We start from the raw sequence: 24,989 nt of genomic DNA on the forward strand, positions 1-24,989 counted from the left end.
GCCCGAACACCCACCGTCCGCCCGTCACCACAGCAGAGGAGCGTCTCGAAGTGCCCAGCTCGACTCTCCGCCCGCAGCGGCCCACGGTCACGTCGGCGACCGAGCTGGCCGGAGAGGTCGGTCTGCGCCACGGAGTGCTCGTCGACGGTGCGCTGGTCGACGCGACGGACGACGTCGGCGTCACGGGCATCGAACTGCGCGCGCAGAGCATCCTGGCGGGCGATCTCTTCGCGGCCCTGCCGGGCGCTCGGTCGCACGGCGCCGCCTTCGCGGGCGAGGCGCTCGAACGCGGAGCGGTCGCCGTGGTCACCGACGACGAGGGTGTGGCCCTCATGATCGGTTCCGGCGTGCCCGACGGCACTGCCGTCCTGGTGCATCCGCAGCCCCGCTCGATCCTCGGCACGCTGTCCGCGGCGGTGCACGATCGGCCGTCCGCCAAGATGACGGTCATCGGCATCACCGGCACCTCGGGGAAGACCACCACGTCCTATCTGGTGGAGGCGGCGCTGCGCGCTGCCGGTCGCACTCCCGGGCTCATCGGCACCATCGAGACGCGTATCGGCACCGAGCCGGTGCCGTCCGCACTGACCACGCCCGAGGCTCCGAATCTGCACGCCATGTTCGCGGCGATGTACGAGCAGGGGGTGGACACGGTCGTCATGGAGGTGTCCTCCCACGCGTTGTCCCTCGGCCGGGTCGACGGCACCACCTTCGCGGTGGGCGCGTTCACGAACCTTTCGCAGGACCACCTCGACTTCCATCTCACCTTCGAGGACTACTTCGCGGCCAAGGCCCGGTTGTTCGCCGAGGACTCCCCGGTCCGCGCGGATCGCGCCGTCGTCTGCGTCGACGACCGGTGGGGCCGGCGGATGGCGGAGATCGCGGCGGCCGGTGGCCGAGCCGCCCCGCTCACCGTGGCGACCACGACCGAGGGGACGGCCTCCTGGTCGGTGACGTCCTGGTCGTCCGGGCCGGACGGCACCCAGCAGTTCGAGGTCGCCGCACGGGACACCGTCCTGTCGGCGTCACTCCGGATGCCGGGGCGCTACAACGTCGCCAACGCCGTGGTCGCCGCCGCCGTGTGCGCGGAGGTCGGGGTGGATCCGGCGGTCGCCCTCGCCGCGATGGCCGAGGTCGACGTGCCCGGCCGCATGCAGCGCGTCGAGCGTGGTCAGAACTTCCTGGCCGTCGTCGACTACGCCCACAAACCCGCCGCACTCGAGGCGGTGCTGGCCACTCTGCGCGCTCAGACCGACGGCCGCATCGCCGTCGTCATCGGCGCCGGGGGAGACCGCGACGCCGAGAAGCGGCCGCTGATGGGCGAGGCCGCCGCGCGCGCCGCGGACCTCGTCGTCATCACCGACGACAATCCGAGATCCGAGGACCCGGCCGCCATCCGCGCGGCCGTCCGGCGAGGCGCTGACGCCGTCGACGGACATGCCGAGGTGCGCGAGATCTCTCCGCGCGACGAGGCGATCCACGCCGTGGTGCAGTGGGCGAAGGACGGCGACGTCGTCCTGATCGCCGGCAAGGGCCACGAGGTGGGGCAGGACGTCGGCGGGATCAAGCACCCTTTCGACGACCGCCGTGTGCTCGCCGACGCCCTCGACCGACAGAAAGGCTCGATGTGATCCGACTGTCCCTGTCCGCCGTCGCGGACATCGTGGAGGGCACACTGCACGACGTCCCCGATCCCTCCGTGGAGATCACCGCCGGCGTCGAGTTCGACTCCCGGAAGATCACCGAGGGCGGACTGTTCCTCGCTCTCCCCGGTGAGCGCGTGGACGGCCACGATCATGCTGCCGGTGCCGTCGCCGCCGGTGCCGTCGCGGTGCTCGCAGCGCGGCCGGTGGGCGTTCCCGCCATCGTCGTCGAGCACGAGGACGGACCCGGCGCGGCCGTTCTGGAAGCACTCGGGAGGCTGGCCGCGGCGTCGGTCGCCGAACTGGCCGCCGGCGATCTCACTGTCGTCGGCGTCACCGGAAGCTCGGGCAAGACGTCGACCAAGGATCTGATCCGCGCGGTGCTCGAGCGTGCGGGCACCGTGATCGCGCCGCCCGGCTCCTTCAACAACGAGCTCGGGCATCCCTGGACCGTGCTGCGCGCGGACGCCTCGACACGGTTCCTCGTCCTCGAGCTGTCGGCGCGGGGACGCGGCCACATCGCCGCGTTGGCCGCGATCGCACCGCCGCGGATCGGTGTGGAACTCAACGTCGGCACCGCGCACCTCGGCGAGTTCGGTTCGCGCGAGAACATCGCCGAGGCCAAGTCCGAACTGGTGCAAGCGCTTCCGGCTGCGGAGGCCGGTGGTCTGGCGGTTCTCAACGCCGACGATCCGCTGGTGGCGGCGATGGCGTCGAAGACCACCGCTCGCGTCGTCACCTACGGGTCGGACACCAGAGCCGACGTCCACGCGCTGGACGTCCGCCTCGACGAGACAGCGCGCGCGTCGTTCACGATGGTCACGCCGTCGGGGAGCGCACCGGTATCGCTGCTGGTCCACGGTGAGCACCAGGTGGGCAACGCGTTGGCGGCGGCGGCCGTGGGCCTGGACTGCGGCATGGACGTCGAGACCGTCGCCGCCGCGCTGTCGGGCGCGGAGGCCGCCTCGGCCCGGCGCATGGACGTGCGTACGCGCGCCGACGGTGTCACCGTTGTCAACGACTCCTACAACGCCAACCCGGATTCGGTACGGGCCGCGCTGAAGGCGCTGGTCACGATGGCGCGCAGTGGCCGCGACAGTGGTCGGCGGTCCTGGGCCGTGCTGGGTGAGATGGCCGAACTCGGAGACGAGTCGGTGATCGAGCACGATCGGATCGGCCGCCTCGCGGTGCGTCTGGCCGTCAGCAAGATCATCGTGGTCGGAACGGGTCGCCCGTCGCACGGCATGTATCAGGGTGCCGTCATGGAAGGGTCCTGGGGCGAGGAGGCCCACCTGGTTCCCGATGCCGACGCCGCGATCGCGCTGCTGCGCGACGAGGTGGAGCCGGGTGACCTGGTGTTGGTGAAGGCCTCCCAGTCGGTGGGGCTGTGGACCGTCGCGGAGGCAGTGCTCAGCGAGCAGGGGGAGACTCGGTGAGACAGATTCTGTTCGCGGGCGGCATTGCGCTGGCGGTGGCGATCCTGCTGACGCCCGTGTTGATCAAGGCCTTCTCGAAGCAGGGGTTCGGCCAGGAGATCCGGGTCGAGGGTCCCGCGAGCCATCAGTCCAAGCGCGGCACGCCCACCATGGGCGGCGTCGCGATCCTCGCCGGTCTGTGGGCGGGCTACTGGGGTTCGCACCTCATCGGCATCGGCTACGACGCGGACGGGCCGTCGGTGTCGGCCCTCCTGGTGCTGGGTCTGACGACGGTGCTGGGCGTGGTGGGTTTCCTCGACGACTTCATCAAGATCCGCAAGCAGCGCAACCTCGGACTGAACAAGACGGCCAAGTTGGTGGGTCAGCTGTTCGCCGCGGTGATCTTCGGTGTCCTCGCGCTGCAGTTCAACGGTGCCGGCGGACTGACGCCGGGCAGCGTCCAGCTGAGCTACGTGCGCGACATCGCGACCGTCTCCATGGGCGGCATCGTCTTCATCCTGTTCTGCTACCTCCTCGTCAGTGCCTGGTCCAATGCGGTCAACCTGACCGACGGCCTCGACGGACTCGCGGCCGGATCGATGACCCTGGTGCTGGGTGCGTACACCGTCATCACGTTCTGGCAGTACCGGCAGGCGTGCACCACGAGTCCGGGGCCCGGTTGCTACGACGTCCGTGATCCGCTCGACCTGGCCCTGATCTGTGCTGCTGCTGCGGGTGCGTGCATCGGCTTCCTGTGGTGGAACGCGGCACCCGCCAAGATCTTCATGGGCGACACGGGCTCGCTCGCGCTCGGTGGCCTGCTCGCCGGCCTGTCGATCGTGACTCGGACCGAGCTGCTGATGGTCGTCATCGGTGCACTCTTCGTGGCCGAGGCAGCGTCCGTCGTGATCCAGGTGGCGGTCTTCCGGTCGAGTCGTCGACGAGTGTTCCGGATGGCCCCGTTCCATCATCACTTCGAACTCGGAGGTTGGGCCGAGACGACGGTGATCATCCGTTTCTGGTTGTTGGCCGCCATCTCGTCGGCCGTCGGACTGGCTCTGTTCTACAGCGAGTACCTCTCGGCGATCGGCGACTGACGTGGTGCTGCACGATCCCCGTGACCCCCTCACGTCACCGCTCGATCTCCGCGGTCGCCGCGTTCTCGTCGCCGGTGGCCGGGTGTCCGGCCGCGCCGTGATCCCCGCGCTGCTCGAGGTGGGAGCCTCGGTGACGGTGGCCGACTCGGACGCCTCGTCGCTCGAGGCCTGTGCCGATCTCGGGGTGGACACGGTCTCGATGGACGCGATCGCCACCGACCGCGACGCCGTCGCCGAGAGCGCCCTCGTCGTCACCAGCCCGGGATTCCGCCCCGATTCGCCGTTGCTCACCACCGCGCTCACGGTCGGCGTGCCGGTGTGGGGTGACATCGAGTTCTCCTGGCGAATCGATCAGGCCGAGGTCTACGGGCCGCCGCGCACCTGGTTGGTGGTCACCGGAACCAACGGCAAGACCACCACGACGTCGATGCTCGCGTCCGTCCTCGATGCGGCGGGCGTGCCGTCCGCGGCGTGCGGCAACATCGGCGTGCCGGTCATGGACGCGCTGAGACGCGACCCGCGTGCGGACGTGCTCGCCGTCGAACTGTCCTCCTTCCAACTGTTCTGGGCGCCGTCGGTGCGACCCGCGGCCGGCGTGGTGCTCAACATCGCCGAGGACCATCTCGACTGGCACGGCGGCATGGAGGCCTACGTCCAGGCGAAGCTCCAGGCGCTGCACGGCGATGTCGCCGTGGTGGGACTGGACGACGCGATCGCGTCCACGCTGCGAGCGCGCGCCGCTGCGCCGATCACGGTCGGATTCACCGCTGACGACCCCGCTGCCGGCGATGTCGGTGTCGTGGACGGCACGATCGTGGACCGTGCGTTCGGCGACGCCGAGTCGCTGGTGGAGACGGACGCCATCGAACCCGCAGGGCCCGCGGGGCTGCAGGACGCGCTGGCCGCGGCGTCGCTCGCGCGCGCAGCCGGAGTCTCGGCCGAGCACGTCGCGGCCGGTCTGCGGTCGTTCCGCGTCGGTCCGCACCGCGCCGCCGTCGTGCGTGAGCTCGGTGGGGTGCAGTTCGTCGACGACTCGAAGGCCACCAATCCGCACGCCGCGAGGTCCTCGATCCTCGCGCACGAGCGCGTCGTGTGGCTCGCGGGCGGTCTGCTCAAGGGCGCCGAGGTCGACGATCTCGTCGCCGAGGTCGCCCCGCGGCTCGTCGGTGCCGTGGTGTTCGGCCAGGACGGCGACCTGATCGCGGCAGCACTCGGGCGACACGCGCCGGATGTGCCCGTGGATCGGGTGCCGTCGGGAGACGATGCTGAAGTGGCCGATGCGACTGATGTGACTGACGGTGACGAAGTGATGGCACAGGCGGTGCGTGCAGCCGCGCGCCGCGCCGAGCCGGGGACCACGGTGCTCCTGGCACCCTCGACCGCCTCGTTCGATCAGTTCCGGGACTACGGGCATCGCGGCGACAGCTTCGCCGCCGCCGCAGCGAGCCTCGGCCCGCACGATCTCGCCCCCACCGCCGACCACGGCACGCCGGCATGAGCCCGGCCCGCGGCGCCACGACACCCCCGTCGCGCGCCGGCGGACCCGTGGCCGAAACGGTCGCCGCCGCCCGCCCCGGCCGCACGGCCCCGCGTCGACGCCCCGTCCGCGCGAAGTTCGAGACGTGGGTCGACCGGCCCCTCGCGTCCTTCCACCTCATCGTCACCGTGGCTGCGCTGCTCACCATCCTCGGACTCGTCATGGTGTTGTCCGCGTCGTCGGTCGAGGCCTACGCCGAGGACGGTTCCGCGTACACGATGTTCACCCGGCAGGCCATCTTCACCGTGGTCGGCCTGGTGCTGTTCGTCGTAGCGCTGCGCCTCCCCATCCGGATCCTGCGCAAGATGTCGTTCCCGATGTTCGTGGTGTCGGTGATCCTGCTGGTACTGGTGCTGATTCCCGGTATCGGTACGGTCGCGCAGGGCACCCGCGGATGGTTCACCATCGGCGGAGTGGGCCTCCAGCCGTCGGAGATCTCGAAGGTGACCTTCGCCGTGTGGGGTGCGCACCTGCTCGCGTCGCGCCGGGCGGAGCGTGCCGACCTCAAGGGTCTGCTGATTCCCCTGGTGCCCGCCGCGATGGTGATCTTCTTCCTCATCGTGTTGCAGCCCGACCTCGGTACCACCGTGGCCCTGGGCATCATCCTCATGGCTCTGCTGTGGTTCGCGGGCCTGCCGGTCAAGGTGTTCGGATCGGTCGTGGGCGGCCTCTTCCTGGCGGCGGTGGTGCTCGCCCTGACGGCCGGGTACCGCTCCGCGCGTATCCAGCAGTGGTTGAACCCCGGCAGCGACCCGCAGGGCACCGGGTACCAGTCCCGGCAGGCGCTGTACTCCCTCGCCGACGGCGGGCTGTTCGGTCTCGGCCTGGGTCAGAGCCGTGCCAAGTGGAGCTATCTTCCCAACGCGCACAACGACTTCATCTTCGCGATCATCGGCGAGGAACTCGGACTGGTCGGGTGCATCGCGGTCATCGGACTGTTCGGGCTGCTGGTCTTCACGGGCCTGCGTATCGCGGCGCGGGTGCCCGATCCGTTCATGAAGATCCTGGTGGCCACGTTCACCGTCTGGATTCTCGCGCAGGCCGCCATCAACATCGGCTACGTCATCGGGCTCCTTCCCGTGACGGGTCTGCAGTTACCTCTCGTGTCCGCGGGCGGAACGTCCACTGCCATCACACTCCTGGTGCTCGGGCTGCTCGCCAACATCTCGCGACACGAGCCGGAGGCGGTGGCCGCACTCGCGTCGGGTCACGACGGAAAGTTCGGCAGACTGCTCAGACTGCCGGTCCCCGAGCCCTACTCGCCGGTCAAGGCGTCGCAGGCGCGGGGCGGACCGCGTGGTCCGGGCCGATCGGGGGTGTCGGGACCCGCCGCGCGGCAGGCACTGCCGCCGCAGGCGCGACGACGCGAGCCCGAGCCCCGCGCGGCACGCCCGAACCCCGATCGACACACGTCCGGACGCCCGTCCGCGCGGGATCCCCGACGGGGCGCCGCGGACATGGCACGCAGCGCGGCTGCCCGCGACGCACGCTCACGAGAACGGAGACATCACCGGTGACAGGCTCTTCCGGCGTGTCCGTCGTCGTCGCCGGCGGCGGCACGGCGGGACACATCGAACCAGCTCTCGCAGTGGCCGACGCCCTGCGGGAGCTGGACCCGTCGATACGGGTGACGGCACTCGGAACCGAACGCGGGCTCGAGACGACGCTCGTGCCCGCCCGCGGGTACGAGCTGGCGCTCGTTCCGCCGGTGCCGTTGCCCCGCAAGTTCACCCGGTCGCTGTTCGCGTTGCCGGCGAAGGTCGTGCGATCGGTGCGAGCCACGCGTGCGGTCCTGCGCGACGTCGACGCGGACGTGGTGATCGGCTTCGGCGGGTACGTCGCATTGCCGGCCTACCTCGCCGCACGCGGCAAGGTACCCGTGATCGTGCACGAGGCCAATGCGCGCGCCGGTATCGCGAACAAGGTCGGCGCTCGTGTGGCGACGAGAGTCCTCGCCGCCGTCGCCGGCTCCGGGATCCACGGACGCGGGTCGTCGGAGGCCGAGATCGTGGGCATTCCCGTCCGGCCGACGATCACCGAGCTCGACCGGGCCGGTCTGCGCGCCGAGGCTCGTGCGCACTTCGGACTGCCGCAGCACGGCCCCGTGCTGCTGGTGTTCGGCGGGTCGCAGGGCGCCCGTTCTCTCAACCTCGCCGTGTCCGGCGCCTCCGCGGCGCTCGCGGCCGCCAACGTGTCGGTGCTCCACGCACACGGCCCGAAGAACACCCTCGACGTCGCCACGGCTGATCCGGACGCCCCGTACGTGGCAGTGCCGTACCTGACCCGCATGGACCTCGCCTACGCCGCCGCCGATGCCGTCGTGTGCCGATCGGGGGCGATGACCGTCGCGGAGGTCTCGGCCGTCGGTCTGCCCGCCTTCTACGTACCCTTGCCCCATGGCAACGGGGAACAAGAGCTCAATGCGGGCCCGATCGTCGCGGCCGGTGGTGGCGTCGTGATCGCCGACGCCGACCTCACACCGGAGTTCGTGGCCACCGACGTCGTGTCGCTGCTGACCGATCCCGATCGCGTGTCGGCCATGAGTGCGGCCGCCGCGGGCGCGGGTCATCGAGGCGCCGCCGCGGAGGTCGCGCGCATCGTTCTCGAGGTCGCCGGACGAGGTGGTCGGGCATGACGGGACACACCGTCGACGCGACCCTGCCGCCCGAACTGCAGCGCGTGCACATGGTCGGCATCGGGGGAGCGGGCATGTCGGGGATCGCCCGGATCCTGCTCTCGCGCGGTGGCCAGGTGTCGGGCTCCGACGCCAAGGAGAGTCGCGGCGTGAAGGCGCTGCGCGCCCGCGGTGCCCAGATACGGATCGGGCACGACGCGTCGGCGCTCGACATGCTCGAGGGCGGTCCGACGGCATTGGTCACGACGCACGCGGCCATTCCGAAGACGAACCCGGAGCTGGTCGCGGCCGCCGAGCGCGGTGTGCCCGTCCTGCTGCGTCCGGCCGTGCTCGCCTCGCTGATGAAGGGCTTCCGCACCGTCCTGGTGTCGGGGACGCACGGCAAGACCTCCACCACGTCGATGCTCGTCGTCGCGCTGCAGCACTGCGGTGCGGATCCGTCCTTCGCCGTGGGCGGCGAGCTGAACGAGGCGGGTACCAACTCCCACCACGGCACCGGCGAGGTCTTCGTCGCCGAGGCGGACGAGAGCGACGGGTCGCTGCTGCAGTACGACCCCGACGTCATCGTCGTCACCAACGTGGAGGCGGATCACCTCGACTACTTCGGCAGCGAGGACGCCTACGTCCAGGTGTTCGACGACTTCGCCGCTCGCTTGTCCGCCGGCGGCGCCCTGGTGGTGTGTACGGACGATCCCGGGTCACGGGAGCTGGCACGTCGGGTCGCCGCGAAGCCGATCGACGGTGTGCGCGTTCTGACGTACGGCTCCGACGACGCGCACGTCGACGGCGCCGAGGTGTCCGCGACGCTGCTCGGCTGGGAGCCCGAGGACACCGGCGGCGTGGTGCAGTTCCGGCTGGCCGGCGAGGACCGTGCCCGCACCGTGCGCCTGGGCGTGCCCGGACGGCACATGGCGCTGAACGCGCTGGCCGCGATCGTCGCCGCGCGCGAGACCGGCGCCGGAGTCGACGAGATCATCGAGGGCCTGGCCGGGTTCGCCGGTGTGCACCGACGGTTCCAGTTACAGGGCCGTGAGCGTGGCGTGCGCGTGTTCGACGACTACGCCCACCACCCCACCGAGGTCCGCGCGGTGCTCGGTGCCGCGGCGGACCTGGTTCGTACCGCGGACACCGCGACCCCCGGTCGCGTCATCGTCGTGTTTCAGCCCCACCTGTACTCCCGCACGGTGACCTTCGCGGACCAGTTCGCTGCCGCCCTGGATCTGGCCGACGAGGTGGTCGTGCTCGACGTCTACGGCGCGCGTGAGGAGCCGGTCCCCGGTGTCAGCGGAGCGACGGTGGCCCGGTCGGTGACCAAGCCCGTGCACTACCAGCCCGACCTGTCCGCGGTACCGCGTCAGGTGGCGCATCTGTGTGTCGCCGGTGACATCGTGGTGACGATGGGCGCGGGCGACGTGACCATGCTGGGAAGTCAGATTCTCGACGCTCTCCGTTCCACCCCGGCGCGGCGCTGAGTTCGGGACGTGACATGGCAGGACGACAGACCGTGAACGCGCGCGGTACCGGCCGGACCCGCCCCGCGGCGACGCCGCGCCGTGTCGGTGCGGAGCGGTCGACGCGGGCGCGCACGTCGACGCGGGCGCCGGCGCGCGAACCGCGTGTCGGTCGCCGCGGCAAGCTGCTGATCCTTCTCGCGCTCGTCGCTTCGGTCGCCTTCGTGACGGTGTCGTACTTCGGTCCGCTGTGGGCGGTCTCGTCCGTGCAGGTGAACGGCAACGCTGCGGTCTCGCGCGAGCAGGTCGTGCAGACGCTGCAGGTCGCGGAGGGGACACCCCTTCCGAGGGTGGACACGGATGCTGCCGCGTCGCGGGTCGCCGCCATCCCGAAGGTCGCGTCGGTCCGGGTCCAGCGTGTGTACCCCTCCACGGTGCGGGTCACGGTCGAGGAGCGCGTTCCCGTCGTCTTCTTCGACGCGGCGGACGGTACCCACCTCATGGATGCCGAGGCCGTCGACTTCGCGGTGGAACCGCCCCCGCCCGGGGTGGTGCGGATGGTGGTGGCCAGCCCGTCCTTCGGAAACCTGGAGACACGCGCCGCCCTGTCGGTGCTCACCTCGCTGCCTGGTCCGTTGCGATCGCAGGTGGCGCAGATCGACGCACCGACCATCTCCGCGGTGTCGCTGACGCTGTACGACGGCCGGGTCGTGGTGTGGGGGAGCAGTGAGGACACCGAGTACAAGGCGTCGATCGCCCTGCCGTTGCTCACACAGCCGGGTCAGACCTACGACGTGTCGAGTCCGGATCTGCCGACCATTCGGTGACGGTGACGGTGACGGTGACGTCCCACATATTTTTCCTGCGCGTGTCGGCGCGCCTAATGGAACCCGCCGAGCGGTGTCTCTAGCGTTTCACCCAGTCGATCACTTGACATAACTATGAACCTATGGTTCAGGTTGAGGGTTTGCCTCGACTGCATCATGCACACCAACCACGGAAGGCGAGAGCCCATGACGCCCCCGCACAACTACCTCGCCGTAATCAAGGTCGTCGGCATCGGCGGCGGCGGCGTCAACGCGGTCAACCGCATGATCGAGCAGGGACTCAAGGGAGTCGAGTTCATCGCGGTCAACACGGACGCGCAGGCGCTGCTCATGTCGGACGCCGACGTCAAGCTCGACGTCGGTCGCGAACTCACCCGAGGCCTCGGCGCGGGTGCCGATCCCGAGGTGGGCCGCAAGGCCGCCGAGGATCACAAGGACGAGATCGAAGAGGTGCTCAAGGGCGCCGACATGGTGTTCGTCACCGCCGGCGAGGGCGGCGGCACCGGCACCGGTGGAGCCCCCGTCGTCGCGAGCATCGCGCGGAAGCTCGGCGCCCTCACCGTCGGCGTGGTGACGCGCCCCTTCTCCTTCGAGGGCAAGCGACGCGGCGGACAGGCCGACGTCGGCATCCAGGGTCTGCGCGAGTCGTGCGACACCCTCATCGTCATCCCGAACGACCGGCTGCTGCAGCTCGGCGACGCGGCTGTCAGCCTGATGGACGCGTTCCGCTCGGCGGACGAGGTGCTGCTCAACGGTGTTCAGGGCATCACCGACCTCATCACCACTCCCGGCCTCATCAACGTGGACTTCGCCGACGTCAAGGGCGTCATGTCCGGGGCGGGCAGCGCCCTCATGGGCATCGGGTCCTCTCGCGGCGAGGGTCGCGCCATCAAGGCGGCCGAGTCGGCCATCAACTCGCCGCTGCTCGAGGCGTCCATGGAGGGTGCGCGCGGTGTGCTCCTGTCCATCGCCGGCGGATCCGATCTCGGCCTGTTCGAGATCAACGAGGCGGCATCGCTGGTGCAGGAGGCCGCCCATATCGACGCCAACATCATCTTCGGCACCGTGATCGACGACTCGCTGGGCGACGAGGTGCGCGTCACCGTCATCGCCGCCGGTTTCGACGGCACCGGTCCGGCCCGTCGCCCCATCGAGGCACCGCAGAGTCAGTCGCGCGGCGCCACCGTGGGAACGGCTCGCGCGGGCGAGACGCGGACCGAGGACGACGGTCCCGCCGTCTTCCGCGACGCGCCCTCCTCGTCCTCGTCTCTTCCCCCCATCGGGGAGCGCGCCGCGCGTGCCACCGGACATCCCGTCCGGGTGGAGGACGAGGGCGACGACGACGTGGACGTGCCCTCCTTCATGCGTCGGTGAGCATCTCCGATCGCGGCTACCGTGTCCGGCGCGTGACGACGTCACGCGCCGGAGGCGTGTCCGAACCGCCCTACGATTCCTTCAATCTCGGTGACCACGTCGGCGACGATCCGGCGCACGTGGAGGCCAATCGTCGTCGTCTCGCCGAGAAGATCGGTCTGTCTCCCGAGCGCCTCGTGTGGATGGACCAGATCCACGGTCGATCCGTCGCGACGGTGGACGGACCGGTCTCCGGGCCGGTCGAGGCCACCGATGCCCTCGTCACGACGCAGCGTGATCTCGCACTCGTCGTCCTGGCCGCCGACTGCGTTCCGCTCCTGTTGTCGGACGATGTCGCAGGCGTCGTCGCCGCTGCCCACGCGGGTCGCGTCGGTGCTCGGATCGGTATCGTCCCACGGGTTCTCGACGCCATGGTGGCGGCGGGCGCGTCCGTTCCCCGGATCGAGGCGTTTCTCGGGCCGGCGGCCGGGGGAGACGAGTACGAGGTTCCCCGCACCATGCAGATCGACGTCGAGACGCATCTGCCGGGCAGCGCCACGCGGACACGCAGGGGCACACCCGGTCTCGACATCCGCGCGGGTCTGCGTCGCCAACTGCTGGAGGCAGGCATCGCCGGCGTGGCGGCCGATCCTCGCGAGACCATCACGGACCGTTCGCTGTTCAGCCATCGCCGGGGTTCGCCGACGGGCCGGCACGCCGGTGTCGTGTGGATGGACACGTCCTCGTGACCGCGCCGGACGATCGGCGGACGTACCTCGCCGACCATCTAGCCGAGGTGCGTGACCGGCTGTCGCGTGCCTGTGCGGCCGCGGACCGCGCACCGGACTCCGTGACCCTGCTTCCCGTCACCAAGTTCTTCCCGGCCTCCGACGTCGCACTGCTGCGCGAGCTCGGGTGCACCGAGTTCGGTGAGTCGCGCGAACAGGACGCGTCGCCCAAGGTCGCCGAGATCGGCACCGACGGTGTGCGCTGGCACATGATCGGCCGCCTGCAGCGCAACAAGGCGAAAGCTGTTGCCGCCTGGGCACATGCGATCCACTCGGTGGACACCGACCGTCTGGTCACCGCACTCGGCAAGGCGGTCGCGGGTGCGGTGGACAACGGTGACAGGACTGCGGATTTGGACGTCTACGTGCAGGTAAGTCTGGACGGTGACACGCATCGCGGAGGCGTGGACCGCGAAGACCTGGAGGCACTCACCGCGCAGGTGTCCGAGACCTCGGGTCTGCGACTCGCCGGGCTCATGGCGGTGCCCCCGTTGGGTGCGGACGCCGACGCGTCGTTCGAGGATCTGCAGCGTCTTCACACGCAGGTCCTTGCCTCGCATCCGGGCGCGACCGGACTCTCGGCCGGGATGACGGGCGACCTGGAAGAGGCTGTCCGACACGGGTCCACGTGTGTGCGTGTCGGAACCGCAATCCTCGGTCCACGGCCGATAACCTCGCCTTGACGACATGAACACCATCGTCACCACGGACTTACTCCAGTCACACGAGTACCAGCCACACCGCCACGCCAGGAAGGTCGACCGATGAGCACGTTGCACAAGTTCAAGGCTTACTTCGGCATGGTCCCACTCGACGATTTCGAGGACGACTACCTCGACGACACGGATGCGCCCGTCGCATCCCGGTCGTCGCGTGGCGGATACGGAAAATCGATGGACGACCATGACTACGCCGATCGCGACTACGCCGAGCCGGCGTTCGTCGGTGGTCGCCGGGACGAGGACGACGACTACGAGCGTCCCGAGCCCCGGCACAGTGCTCGGGTGGCGCCGCTGTCGTCGCGCTCCGGTGGCGGATCCCGCTCCGGCGGCGCGATGCGCACCTCCACCCGCGGCGCCCTCGCGATGGACACTCGCATGGACCCGCACTCGGAGCTGCGTCGCAGCGAGCCCCGTCACGCCGAACCGCGCGTGTCCGACCGCCGCCAGGCCGCACTCGACGACGGGGGCCCCATGTCGACCATCACCACGCTGCGTCCGCGCGACTACAGCGAGGCGCGCACGATCGGCGAGCGCTTCCGTGACGGCACGCCCGTCATCATGGATCTGGTCGAGATGAGCAACGCCGACGCCAAGCGCCTCGTCGACTTCGCCGCGGGCCTCGCGTTCGCGTTGCGTGGTTCGTTCGACAAGGTTGCCACGAAGGTGTTCCTGCTCTCACCGGCCGACGTCGACGTCTCCGCCGAAGAGCGTCGCCGGATCGCCGAGACGGGTTTCTACAACCAGCAGTGACGTCTCACCCGGCGCGGTGGGTCCCATCTCGTGTCGCGAGATGGCCTCCCCGTGTCGCGAGATGGCCTCCCCGTGTCGCGAGATGGCATTGTGGTGTCGTGCGTGATCAGAAAGTTGTGTCGGTGTCGGTCTCTCCTGCGTCTCGCAGGACGGTGAGCTGAGTGTTCGCGGTCCTGTACTTCATCCTCTTCGTCTTCTGGCTGTTGCTCATCGGCCGGATCATCGTCGAGTTCATCCGATCCTTCGCACGTGACTGGCGTCCGACGGGTGTGGTCGTGGTCGTACTCGAAGCGATCTTCACGGTCACCGATCCGCCGGTCAAGCTGCTGCGGCGCATCATCCCGCCACTGAATCTGGGCGGTGTCCGGCTCGACCTGTCCATCATGGTGCTGCTCTTCATCGTCTTCATCCTGATGCGGGTCGTGCAGGGCGTCGGCTGACAGCGAGTTCCGTCGACGGCGACAGTGTCCCGTGTGACAGAATGTTGCTCGAAGGTGCACGATGAGTGACCATCGCTCGTTGTGCGATATAACTGAATGTCCTGGTTGCTCGCACTACGGCAGCCGGGTGCCACTGTCATTGTTGATCGAACGAATGCTCGCGTACATCGCTTGTCGATGCTCCACCGCTCTCGAGACGCGTGAAGGGACCCTTCCATGCCGCTGACTCCCGCCGATGTGCACAACGTCGCGTTCAGCAAGCCGCCCATCGGTAAGCGCGGATACAACGAGGACGAGGTCGATGCATTTCTCGATCTCGTCGAACAGGAGCTGTCGCGCCTGATCGAGGAGAACGCCGACCTGCGTCAGCGGGTCGGAGAGCTCGATCAGGATCTCGCCGAGGCCAAGAGCTCGGCAGCGTCGCGTCAGAGCACCCCTGCCCCCGCGCCTGCTCCCACTCCGGCACCGGCGCCGCGTCCGGAGCCTGCCAAGCCGGCGCCGGTCGTCCAGGCCGCTCCGGCACCGGCTCCTGCCCCCGCCGCAGCGTCGTCCGCGGGCGACTCCAACATGCAGGCCGCCAAGATCCTGGGTCTCGCCCAGGAGATGGCCGATCGCCTCACCGGTGACGCGAAGACCGAGTCCGAGCAGCTGCTCGGCAGTGCTCGCGCCAACTCGGACCGTCTCGTCAGCGAGGCGCAGAGCCGTGCCGAGTCGCTCGTGTCCGAGGCTCGCCAGAAGGCCGATGCACTGTTGTCCGACGCGCAGACGCGGTCGGAGACCCAGTTGCGTCAGGCCAAGGAGAAGGCCGACGCGCTCGAGAGCGACGCCGAGCGCAAGCACACCGAGATCATGGCGACCATCAACCAGCAGCGTTCGGTCCTCGAGGAGCGCATCGAGCGCCTCAAGACGTTCGAGCGCGAGTACCGGGTCCGCCTGAAGTCCTACCTCGAGTCGCAGCTGCAGGAGCTCGATCAGCGCTCGTCCGCACTGCCGGTCGACAGCGGTCAGGATCCGTTCAGCAAGGACAACGGCCAGTCGTCGAACTTCGGACAGTCGTACGCCAAGGGCAACAACTGATCCGTCCTCGTCGAGGCTGTTCCGGGGGGACCAGCGGGGGGATCGAGGGTGATCGGATGAGTGCGTGCTTGTTCTGACGCTGGTTCTGGCGGGCGTCGGGTTCGCGTTACTCGTAGTCTCGCTCGTCACGGGATCCGTGGTGTGGGCCTGGGCCTGCATCGCGGTGTGTCTCGTGGGGGCGGTCCTCCTGCTCGCCGGCGCCCTCGCGGGCCGGCGGCGGTAGACTCTCGCACGTCGTAGTACAGGTAGTTGCAGCGATGATCCGGCCATCACCGGGGAGCTGTCCGGAAGAACGGTCTCGGCCCGCACGGGTCGGTGCTCAGTAGAACCGGACGGGTCGAGCCCGTCACAGCTCGTTCGGAGAGTGGGTCGCCTCGGCGGCCAAGCGGGGTGGTACCGCGGCTCCCGGCACAGAGCGCCGGTCGTCGTCCCCGTGCCGCATCGAACGGGCACAGGAGCACCGCAGCCATGACCACCACCGACGACACCACCACCGACGACACCACCACACCCGACGCCGGTTACCCGCGCGTCCGGTACGCCTCGGAGTCCGGCAGTCCCGATTTCCCAGCTCTCGAGCAGCAGGTCCTCGCGCACTGGGACGCGGACGGCACGTTCCGTGCCAGCGTCGACGCCCGTGCCGACGCCGACGAGTTCGTCTTCTACGACGGGCCGCCCTTCGCCAACGGCCTCCCGCACTACGGCCATCTCCTCACCGGCTACGTGAAGGACCTGATCCCGCGTTTTCAGACCATGCGCGGACGCAAGGTGGAGCGACGGTTCGGCTGGGACTGTCACGGTCTTCCCGCGGAGCTCGAGGCGGAGAAGCAGCTCGGCATCACCGACAAGAGCCAGATCGACACGATGGGTCTGGCGGAGTTCAACGCGTACTGCAAGCAATCCGTACTGCGGTACACCGGCGAGTGGCGGGACTACGTCACGCGTCAGGCGCGGTGGGTGGACTTCGACAACGACTACAAGACGCTCGACCTGGACTTCATGGAGTCGGTCATGTGGGCGTTCAAGGAGCTGCACGACAAGGGCCTGGTGTACCAGGGTTTCCGCGTGCTGCCCTACAGCTGGTACGAGCAGACGCCGCTGTCGAACCAGGAGACCAGGCTCGACGACGCCTACAAGATGCGTCAGGACCCAGCGGTCACGGTGCGGATGACGTTGAGCGCGCCCGACTCCCCGCTCGACGGTGCGGACGCACTGATCTGGACCACCACCCCGTGGACCGTGCCGTCCAACCTGGCGATGGCCGTACGCCCCGACATCGACTACGTGCAGATCGAGGACGGCGCGGGCGGCCGTGTCGTGCTCGCCCGAGATCGGGTGTCGCACTACGCCCGTGAGTTCGGCGACGAGCCCGTGGTGGTGTCCGAACACACCGGTGCCGATCTGATCGGTCTCGCCTACGCGCCGCCGTTCGATTTCTTCCTCGGTCACGAGAACAGCCACCGTGTGCTGTCGGCCGACTATGTGACCACCGACTCCGGCACCGGAATCGTTCACCTCGCCCCGGCTTTCGGTGAGGAGGACATGGATGTCGCGACGGCCAACGGCATCGAGGTGGTCCAGCCGCTCGACGCGGGCGGCAAGTTCACCGCGATGGTGCCGCCGTACGAGGGTCTGATGATCTTCGATGCGAATCCGGTCATCATCAAGGACCTCAAAGCATCGGGAAAGCTGGTGCGCCACGAGACGATCGAGCACTCGTACCCGCACAGCTGGCGCTCCGGTCAGCCGCTGATCTACATGGCGGTCCCGTCGTGGTTCGTCTCCGTGACCAGTTTCCGAGACCGCATGGTCGAGCTGAACCAGGACATCACCTGGGTGCCCGAGCACATCCGCGACGGACAGTTCGGCAAGTGGCTCGAAGGTGCGCGCGACTGGAACATCAGCCGTAATCGTTACTGGGGCAGCCCCATCCCGGTGTGGGTGTCCGACGATCCCGCCTATCCGCGTACCGACGTGTACGGCAGCCTCGACCAGATCGAGGCCGACTTCGGTGTCCGTCCGACCGATCTGCACCGGCCCTTCATCGACGAGCTGACCCGTCCCAACCCGGACGACCCCACGGGTGAGTCCGTCATGCGCCGGGTCCCCGAGGTGCTGGACTGCTGGTTCGAGTCGGGCTCGATGCCGTTCGCCCAGGTGCACTACCCGTTCGAGAACGCGCAGTGGTTCGACGGCACCGACTCCACCCCGGCTCACAACCCGGGCGACTTCATCGTGGAGTACAACGGTCAGACGCGCGGGTGGTTCTACACCCTCCACGTCCTGGCGACCGCGCTGTTCGACCGGCCCGCCTTCCGCACGGTCGCGGCGCACGGCATCGTGCTGGGCGAGGACGGGCTCAAGATGAGCAAGTCCAAGGGCAACTACCCGGATGTCAACGAGGTGTTCGACCGCGACGGCTCCGATGCCATGCGGTGGTTCCTCATGTCGTCCCCGATCCTGCGGGGCGGCAACCTGATCGTCACCGAACAAGGCATCCGCGAGGGTGTGCGGCAGGCACTGCTGCCGATGTGGAACGCGTGGAGTTTCCTGCAGCTGTACGCGTCGAAGCCGGGGACGTGGCGGACCGATTCCACCAACGTGCTCGATCGCTACATCCTGGCCAAGTTGGCCGGGACCACGCGCGTCATCACCGAGGCGTTGGAGGCGGTCGACATAGCGGGGGCTTGCGACGAGTTGCGTCAGTTCTGCGACGCTCTGACCAACTGGTACGTGCGGCGCTCTCGTCAGCGCTTCTGGAACGAGGACGCCGACGCGATCGACACCCTCCACACGGTGCTCGAGGTGCTCACCCGCGTCGCGGCACCGATGCTCCCGCTCGTCAGCGAGGTCGTCTGGCGGGGACTCACCGGTGGGCGCTCCGTGCACCTCGCGGACTGGCCGGTGGTCGGTACCGAGCTGCCGGCCGATCCCGAGCTGGTCGCGGCGATGGACGAGGTCCGCACCGTCTGCGGTGCGGCATTGTCGCTGCGCAAGGCGAAGAACCTGCGTGTCCGCCTGCCGCTGCAGGAGCTCACCGTCGCCGCCGACGACGCCGAGCGGCTGCGCCCGTTCGCGGACCTCATCGCCGACGAGGTGAACGTCAAGCGTGTCGATCTCACCGAGAACGTCGACGTGCACGGCCGTTTCGAGCTCGTCGTCAACGCCCGCGTGGCCGGTCCGCGTCTCGGCAAGCAGGTGCAGACGGTCATCAAGGCGGTCAAGGCAGGGGAGTGGAGCGAGACCGACGGGGTCGTCACGGCGGCCGGACTCGAGCTGCTTCCCGAGGAGTTCACCCGTCGCCTCGTCGCGGCGGAACCGGAGTCGACGGCAGCACTGCCGGGTAACGCCGGTCTCGTCGTACTCGACTCGGAGGTCACCGAGGAGCTCGAGGCCGAGGGGTGGGCCAAGGATCGCATCCGCGAGTTCCAGGACGCCCGACGCACGGCGGGTCTGGACGTGTCCGACCGCATCGCGGTGACGGTCGACGTTCCCGCCGAGCGCCGGTCCTGGTTCGACACGCACCGGGATCTCATCGCCGGCGAGATCCTGGCCACCGATCTGCAGGTCGGCGATCCTGGATCGGCAGCAGTCGATCTCGGCGACGGAGTGCGGGCATCGTTGGTGAAGGCCTGACGGTGTGAGCGGCGGGTCGGCCGAGCGCAGCAGACGCTGGGTGCTGCATCTCGACATGGACGCGTTCTTCGCGTCGGTCGAGCAGCTCACCCGGCCGACGTTGCGAGGTCGGCCCGTGCTCGTCGGCGGTGGCGGCGGTCGAGGTGTCGTGGCGGGATGCAGCTACGAGGCACGTGTGTTCGGTGCCCGGTCGGCGATGCCGATGCACCAGGCTCGGCGCCTCGTCGGGCCCGGTGCGGTGGTGGTGCCGCCCCGAGGCAAGGTCTACTCGGCTCTCAGCACCGTCGTCTTCGACACCGTGCGGCGCTCGGTGCCGGTCATCGAACAGCTCTCGCTCGACGAGGCGTTCGGGGAGCCGGCGGAGCTGGCGGGAGCGACTGCCGCCGAGGTCGAGGAGTTCTGCGCCGCGCTTCGTGCTGCGGTGCTGGACGCGTCCGGTCTGGTGGCCTCCATCGGAGCCGGAGCGGGCAAGCAGATCGCCAAGATCGGATCGGGTCTGGCCAAGCCGGACGGCATCCGGGTGGTCTCCCCGGCGGACCAGGGAGGTCTGCTCGAGACCCTGCCGGTGCGGAAGCTGTGGGGCATCGGGCCGGTGGCCGAGGACAAGCTTCGCCGACTGGGAGTGCACACGGTCGGTGCGTTCGCTGCGATGCCGGAGGCGGAGGCGGCGTCCGTGCTCGGCGCCGCCGTCGGCCCCAGCCTCCACCGTCTCGCACGCGGCCTCGACGATCGTCCCGTGGCGGAACGTGCAGAGTCCAAACAGGTCAGCGCCGAGACCACCTTCGCCACCGACATCGTCGACATGGGCGGGTTGCGATCCGCCATCGTCGCGAGCGCGGAGGCCGCCCACACCCGCTTGATGAAGGACGGACGGGCGGCCCGCACCGTCGTCCTCAAGCTCCGCAAGTCCGACATGAGCATCGTGACCCGTTCGGCCACGCTGCCGTACGCGACGGTCGATCTGGCGACGATCGTGGCCACCGCGCAACGACAGGCTCTCGACCCGCGCGAGCTCGGCAGTATCCGTCTCGTGGGTGTGGGCCTCGCCGGCCTGTCGACCGTCCGGCAGGAATCGCTGTTCCCCGAACTCGACCAGGAGGGTCTCGACGTCGACTCCTCGGTCACCGCGGCGGAACCGGCCCCGGTCGTCACCAGCGACGTTCTGCTCTGGCGGCCGGGTCTCGACGTCCGACACGACGAGTACGGGCACGGGTGGGTGCAGGGCGCCGGGCACGACGTGGTGACCGTGCGGTTCGAGACGCGGAGCACGGGCCCCGGGGTGGCGCGGACCTTCTCCGGAGACGACGAACACCTCGCGGTGGCGGATCCCATGGAGAGTCTGGCCTGAGGCTCACGGATCGAGTGCTGCGACCCATCCACGGGGCGCGCACCGCCGAATACGCGTGACTGTGGCGTACGTCGCCGCACCCGTTCGGCGAGGAGTGCTCGTGCCCGACACCGGATTCACACTCTGCACGTCGCGCCCATGGTGAGCGATCAGCGGCACCCCCTCGCCGGACTGCGCGGGGCCGAGTGGGTCGCGGTCTGCGCCGATCTCCTGCACGCGGACGGAGCGACCGCCGTGCTCACCTCCATGCACGCCCCGGACAGCAGGCGCGTGCTGTATCCGACCGGCGATGATGCCGTGCAGCTGGCGGATCTGCAGTACCTCCTGGGCGAGGGGCCGCACGCGGAGACCATGGCGGACGGTCGAATGCACAGCGTGTCGGTCGACTCCGCGTCGGATCGTGCGCGATGGCCACTGCTGGTCGACGCTCTGACCGAGGCGGGAGTGCGATGGGTCCGGACCGTCGCCCTCGGAGCGACCAGCCGGGTCGGCACCCTGCAGTGCCATGGACGCGGTCCCCTCCTCCCACCCGACGAGAGGACCGTGGCGGCAGTCGGCAGGCTCGCCGATGTGCTGGGTGACGAGGTGGTGGCCTCCGGTCTTGCAGGCGTACCAGCGGATCCGGGCGGTGAGTGCGACCTGATCGACACCGCCATCGGTGTCCTCGTCGGTCGTCACCGGGTCGACGCCCACGCGGCGTCGGCAATGCTGCGGGCGGCGGCGTTCGCGGCGGATCGCACGGTGGCCCTCCAGGCCCGAGCCGTTCTCGACGTCTGAGCGGTGTGTCGGCAGCATGTGTCGACGCCCGGGACGACACGAGGAGGTTTCGGCTTCCGAACTGCTCGTCGTGACGGTCTTCCGCGCTCGTTCCTCCCGTGTCCTCGGCGTTTTCGGTGATATGCGAAAAATGCGTTCGTGCAATCGTGATGTGTGCGAACAAGTACTGTCACCCGACATTTCCGTCCGTTACTGTGACCGAGTCCACTCACCCTCGCGGAAAGGCGCGTCATGAATGTCAGACTTCTCGCTCGGGTGTGTGCGGCGGCATCTGTCGCCGCTGCGGCCCTGGTCGTTCCCAACGCTGTGGCCACCGCGGCGCCGTGTGCGGACGTCGACGTCTCGTTCGCACGCGGGACCGGTGAACTGCCCGGACTCGGCATCACCGGTGGACCTTTCACCAGCAGTGTCACCTCCACGCTCGCCGGACGGTCCGTCAGCACCTACGCCGTGAACTACGCTGCCGACTTCTCGCAGGCAAGCGCCGGGCCCGGCTCGCGTGACCTGGTCGCGCACGTGACCTCCGTCGCAGCAGCATGTCCAGCAACACAATTCATCATCGGTGGGTATTCGCAGGGTGCCACTGTGGTCACCAATGCCGTGGGCCTGCGCACCCCGAGCAGTGTCACCGGTTCCGTGCTGCCCGCCGGCGTCGCCGACAGGGTCGAGGCCGTCGTCGTGTTCGGCAACCCGTTCGGTCTGACCGGGAGGACCATCGAGTCCGCGAGCGGCACCTACGGCCCGCGCGCTCGCAGTTTCTGCAACTTCGGAGACCCGGTGTGCCAGATCGGCGGATTCAATTCCTTTGCGCATCTCACCTACGCGAGCAATGGCAGCGCGGGTCAGGGCGCGACATTCGCAGCCTCCCGAATCAGCTGAATCGTTCAGTGTTCGACTGATCGGACCTCGGTGGGCTGAATGCGCGCGATGCATGCGGGTTCGGCGCCGAACCCGGCATCCTCCACCCGGCCAGGGGTTCGCCCCGTGCGCAGCGCGCGGTGTTCTGCGCAGGATGCAGAGTGCGCGCTACCCCGTGCGGTGCGCGCGGTGGCCACCGGCAACCACCGCGCCGGCCGGCGCCGCTCACCCTGTGACCCCTCTCGAGGGTGGGACGAGCTTTACCGTTTCCTCAGAACTGGTCGGTAAGGTCTGGCCCGACGCTCGATACCGAGTCAACTCACGAGATGTAAGGACGTACACGTGAAGCTTCCCCGTACCGGACGCGCACTGGTGGCAGGCATGGCAGTCGCCGCCGCCCTGACGATGACGGCGTGCAGCAGCGGCGAGGACGGCGGCACCACGGACGCCACCACGTCGGCAGCCACCACCTCCAGCGCAGTCGCCGAGGCACCGTCCGATCTCCCCCCGGTTCCCACCGCCGAGGAGCTGAACACGCGCCTGCAGGAGAGCCTTGATCCCAACGTGCCGCTCGAGCAGAAGATTCAGTACGTGCAGGGCGCGGAAGCCGATCCGGAGCTCATCAACAAGGTCGCCGAGGCCGCTCGCGTGAACAACGCCAAGATTCAGGTTCTCGACGTCACGGATCTGGGCGACGGCACCCTGAGCTCGAACGCCACCATCGACCTCGGTGGCCAGGTCAACCCGCTCCAGGTCGCCTACGTGGCCGAGGACGGCGAGTGGAAGCTGTCGAAGGACAACGCCTGCGCGATCGTGTCGCTGGCACAGCTGACCTCCCCGGCCTGCACCGCCTGACACCGCAGTACCGACCACACGACGCCGGCATCACCTTCGGGTGGTGCCGGCGTCGTCGTGTCTCAGCGCAATCGATCGGCGGCGGTGCGCGCGAGCGTCCGCACCAGGTCGGGATCGACCGGCTCCGTTCCGGTGGCCACCAGTTGGGTGACGGTCGATCCGGAGACGGTGAGGATCGCGTCCGTCGTCAGGGCGACGCCGTCACTGCTCACCGCGAGTCGCACCGCGACGGATGCGTCGCCCATCGGGGGAACGTCCGTGAGCAGGGTCGAGGAGCCGACTCGGTAGTCCACTCGTACACCGTCGGCGTCCGTCCCACTGAAGGTCGCGCATCTCGTGAGGGAGTCCTGAACGGCCGCGAATGCCGTGAGTGCGCCGGAACCGTCGTAGCTCGCGGCGTCCTGGTCGATCGACGAGAAGTCGGGCCCGCCGTAGGAGACGGACGCCGCGCTGATGACGCCAGGTACCTGAGTGGCGATCGGTGCCAGCACCGCGGCGCATTCGGCGGGGTCGGTGCTCGATCGATCCTCCGCGGTCGCTCCGGGCGCACTCGTGTCCAGCGGTGGCAGGTCGTACCCGGTGTAGCCGGGTGGGAGATCAGCGATGCTCAGCAACCGCCCGGCGAGCAGAGCACTGTCGGTGATCGGGCCGGCGCCCGTGGTGGCCGACGGCGGCGGGACAGGGGTGAAGGCCGGGAGCCCGACGGTGGGCGCCTCGGGCGCGGCGTCGCTCGGTGCATCGCCGGCGTCCCGGTCGGTGCCGCATCCGACGAGCACCACCGCGAGTGCTGCCGCAGCCGCACTCAGTCGCCTCAGCTCCACGTCACCGTGTTGCTGGTGGTCTGCTTCAACGTCGTCTGGCTGTTCGCGTCCCGGTAGACCTGATCGCCGCCGACGGTCACGGTGCCGCCCAGCGGAAGTGGCCTTGCCGGATCGATACGGAGCTGTCCCTGGCCGGCCATGACGAACGACTCGATGTTCAGGGTGCCCTGCTCGTCGGGCAGCTGCCAGATCGGTTCCTCCGGCGACTGGGTCACGGCGACGTCGACCGTCGCGACGCCGTCGTCGAACGAGGTGAGTGTCACCGTTGTCGTCTGCAGCAGCGAGATCCCGCTGACGACCTCCTGGGTGACGGTCCATCTCGCGCCGACGCCGATGGGTTCCGCCGGGAACGGGACGGCGCGGTACACCGCTTGCGACAGCGCCTGCTCGACGGCTGATCGGGCGATGTCCTGAGCGTCCGGCGACGGGTCGATGGTGAGCGCGGTGACGGCACCCGACGCGGTGGTCGCGAAGCCCGCGGAGGATCCCGCCGTGGGTCCGAGGCTCGCCTGCAGGGTGGCGTCCGACGTGGTCGCCGCGCCGAGCGTCATGTCGACCTGGAGGCCGTCGCTTCCGGCGGCCGTCCGAGAGGTCGCTGTCATGGGCAGCGTCAGCGGCGGCGTCGAGAAGTCCTGTGCCTCGGCCGCGTCGATCTGTTGGCTGATCGTCGATTCGGCGACGAGTGTCGCGGTCTGCTCGGTCTCCGACGGGGCCGCGGCGACGACGGCCCGCGGCTCGGCTCCGGCATCGACCAGCGTGGTGGTGACGGCGGAGACCGGGAGGGTGACCGCGGACGTACTGGGCGTCAGCTCCTCGGTCGCGGGTACGTCGGTGTCGGTCCCGCACGCCCCGAGCGAGAGGACGACGGTGACCGCTGCCGCGGCGACGAGGGTGGTGGAGCGTCTGCGGGGTCGTGTCGAGAGCAGTGTCACGGGCCCGAGGTTAGCGTCGGATCCTGA

The 24,989-nt window shown here is 69.3% G+C and carries 22 protein-coding genes; 20 read left to right on the top strand and 2 right to left on the bottom strand.

What is annotated here, in order from left to right:
• The first annotated feature begins 50 nt into the window (after positions 1-50).
• From HQ325_RS18900 to HQ325_RS18995, 20 genes are all read left to right on the top strand, one after another.
• Positions 51-1,631, top strand: coding sequence for a UDP-N-acetylmuramoyl-L-alanyl-D-glutamate--2,6-diaminopimelate ligase (locus HQ325_RS18900; RefSeq protein WP_308014679.1), 1,581 nt, complete (start codon positions 51-53; stop codon positions 1,629-1,631).
• A complete protein-coding gene (gene murF / locus HQ325_RS18905) occupies positions 1,628-3,079 on the top strand; it encodes a UDP-N-acetylmuramoyl-tripeptide--D-alanyl-D-alanine ligase (protein ID WP_222631744.1) in 1,452 nt (483 codons plus the stop codon). Before HQ325_RS18900 ends, murF begins: the two co-directional genes overlap by 4 nt.
• Positions 3,076-4,155 carry a phospho-N-acetylmuramoyl-pentapeptide-transferase gene (gene mraY / locus HQ325_RS18910; protein WP_027505847.1) on the top strand — a complete coding sequence of 360 codons (1,080 nt, stop codon included), beginning with the start codon at positions 3,076-3,078 and terminating at the stop codon, positions 4,153-4,155. Before murF ends, mraY begins: the two co-directional genes overlap by 4 nt.
• A 7-nt stretch (positions 4,156-4,162) precedes the next feature.
• Positions 4,163-5,653, top strand: a complete 1,491-nt coding sequence (gene murD / locus HQ325_RS18915) for a UDP-N-acetylmuramoyl-L-alanine--D-glutamate ligase (protein ID WP_222632576.1) — start codon at positions 4,163-4,165, stop codon at positions 5,651-5,653.
• Positions 5,650-7,209 carry a putative lipid II flippase FtsW gene (ftsW, locus tag HQ325_RS18920; RefSeq protein WP_222631746.1) on the top strand — a complete coding sequence of 520 codons (1,560 nt, stop codon included), beginning with the start codon at positions 5,650-5,652 and terminating at the stop codon, positions 7,207-7,209. The genes murD and ftsW overlap by 4 nt, the downstream gene beginning before the upstream one ends.
• Positions 7,206-8,327, top strand: coding sequence for an undecaprenyldiphospho-muramoylpentapeptide beta-N-acetylglucosaminyltransferase (gene murG / locus HQ325_RS18925; protein ID WP_222631748.1), 1,122 nt, complete (start codon positions 7,206-7,208; stop codon positions 8,325-8,327). The genes ftsW and murG overlap by 4 nt, the downstream gene beginning before the upstream one ends.
• On the top strand, positions 8,324-9,799 hold the full coding sequence (gene murC / locus HQ325_RS18930; RefSeq protein WP_222631751.1) for a UDP-N-acetylmuramate--L-alanine ligase: 1,476 nt from the start codon (positions 8,324-8,326) through the stop codon (positions 9,797-9,799). Before murG ends, murC begins: the two co-directional genes overlap by 4 nt.
• A gap of 14 nt (positions 9,800-9,813) precedes the next feature.
• A complete protein-coding gene (locus HQ325_RS18935) occupies positions 9,814-10,605 on the top strand; it encodes a cell division protein FtsQ/DivIB (RefSeq protein WP_222631752.1) in 792 nt (263 codons plus the stop codon).
• A gap of 186 nt (positions 10,606-10,791) precedes the next feature.
• Entirely contained in the window at positions 10,792-11,979 is a 1,188-nt protein-coding gene (ftsZ, locus tag HQ325_RS18940) for a cell division protein FtsZ (protein WP_222631754.1), read from the top strand.
• 2 nt (positions 11,980-11,981) lie between these two features.
• Positions 11,982-12,707 carry a peptidoglycan editing factor PgeF gene (gene pgeF / locus HQ325_RS18945; RefSeq protein ID WP_222632579.1) on the top strand — a complete coding sequence of 242 codons (726 nt, stop codon included), beginning with the start codon at positions 11,982-11,984 and terminating at the stop codon, positions 12,705-12,707.
• On the top strand, positions 12,704-13,429 hold the full coding sequence (locus HQ325_RS18950; RefSeq protein ID WP_027505854.1) for a YggS family pyridoxal phosphate-dependent enzyme: 726 nt from the start codon (positions 12,704-12,706) through the stop codon (positions 13,427-13,429). Before pgeF ends, HQ325_RS18950 begins: the two co-directional genes overlap by 4 nt.
• Positions 13,430-13,510: 81 nt before the next feature.
• Positions 13,511-14,218 (top strand): cell division protein SepF, encoded by a 708-nt coding sequence (locus tag HQ325_RS18955; RefSeq protein WP_027505855.1) that lies wholly within the window; start codon positions 13,511-13,513, stop codon positions 14,216-14,218.
• A gap of 161 nt (positions 14,219-14,379) precedes the next feature.
• Positions 14,380-14,658, top strand: coding sequence for a YggT family protein (locus HQ325_RS18960; protein WP_027505856.1), 279 nt, complete (start codon positions 14,380-14,382; stop codon positions 14,656-14,658).
• Between the two features lie 216 nt (positions 14,659-14,874).
• Positions 14,875-15,735: a DivIVA domain-containing protein gene (locus tag HQ325_RS18965; RefSeq protein ID WP_027505857.1), complete on the top strand. Its 861-nt coding sequence runs from the start codon at positions 14,875-14,877 to the stop codon at positions 15,733-15,735.
• A gap of 64 nt (positions 15,736-15,799) precedes the next feature.
• Entirely contained in the window at positions 15,800-15,958 is a 159-nt protein-coding gene (locus HQ325_RS18970; protein WP_027505858.1) for a hypothetical protein, read from the top strand.
• Positions 15,959-16,203: 245 nt separating this feature from the next.
• Positions 16,204-19,371: an isoleucine--tRNA ligase gene (ileS, locus tag HQ325_RS18975; protein ID WP_222631758.1), complete on the top strand. Its 3,168-nt coding sequence runs from the start codon at positions 16,204-16,206 to the stop codon at positions 19,369-19,371.
• 55 nt (positions 19,372-19,426) lie between these two features.
• Positions 19,427-20,719 (top strand): DNA polymerase IV, encoded by a 1,293-nt coding sequence (locus HQ325_RS18980; protein ID WP_374107257.1) that lies wholly within the window; start codon positions 19,427-19,429, stop codon positions 20,717-20,719.
• Between the two features lie 138 nt (positions 20,720-20,857).
• Positions 20,858-21,496, top strand: coding sequence for a hypothetical protein (locus tag HQ325_RS18985; protein WP_222631760.1), 639 nt, complete (start codon positions 20,858-20,860; stop codon positions 21,494-21,496).
• A gap of 231 nt (positions 21,497-21,727) precedes the next feature.
• On the top strand, positions 21,728-22,375 hold the full coding sequence (locus HQ325_RS18990; RefSeq protein WP_222631762.1) for a cutinase family protein: 648 nt from the start codon (positions 21,728-21,730) through the stop codon (positions 22,373-22,375).
• 321 nt (positions 22,376-22,696) lie between these two features.
• The gene (locus HQ325_RS18995) at positions 22,697-23,209 is read left to right on the top strand and encodes a hypothetical protein (protein ID WP_222631764.1); all 513 of its coding nucleotides are present in this window, start codon (positions 22,697-22,699) and stop codon (positions 23,207-23,209) included.
• Between the two features lie 62 nt (positions 23,210-23,271).
• On the opposite strand, the gene HQ325_RS19000 is transcribed toward HQ325_RS18995, so the two are convergent.
• Together HQ325_RS19000 and HQ325_RS19005 are read right to left on the bottom strand one after the other, a co-directional pair.
• Positions 23,272-24,030, bottom strand: coding sequence for a hypothetical protein (locus tag HQ325_RS19000; RefSeq protein ID WP_222631766.1), 759 nt, complete (start codon positions 24,028-24,030; stop codon positions 23,272-23,274).
• Positions 24,021-24,962 (bottom strand): hypothetical protein, encoded by a 942-nt coding sequence (locus HQ325_RS19005; protein ID WP_222631767.1) that lies wholly within the window; start codon positions 24,960-24,962, stop codon positions 24,021-24,023. Before HQ325_RS19005 ends, HQ325_RS19000 begins: the two co-directional genes overlap by 10 nt.
• Positions 24,963-24,989: the final 27 nt, after the last annotated feature.

The organism is Rhodococcus sp. BP-349 (assembly GCF_019835845.1).
In the GTDB taxonomy this organism is placed as follows: Bacteria; Actinomycetota; Actinomycetes; order Mycobacteriales; family Mycobacteriaceae; genus Rhodococcoides.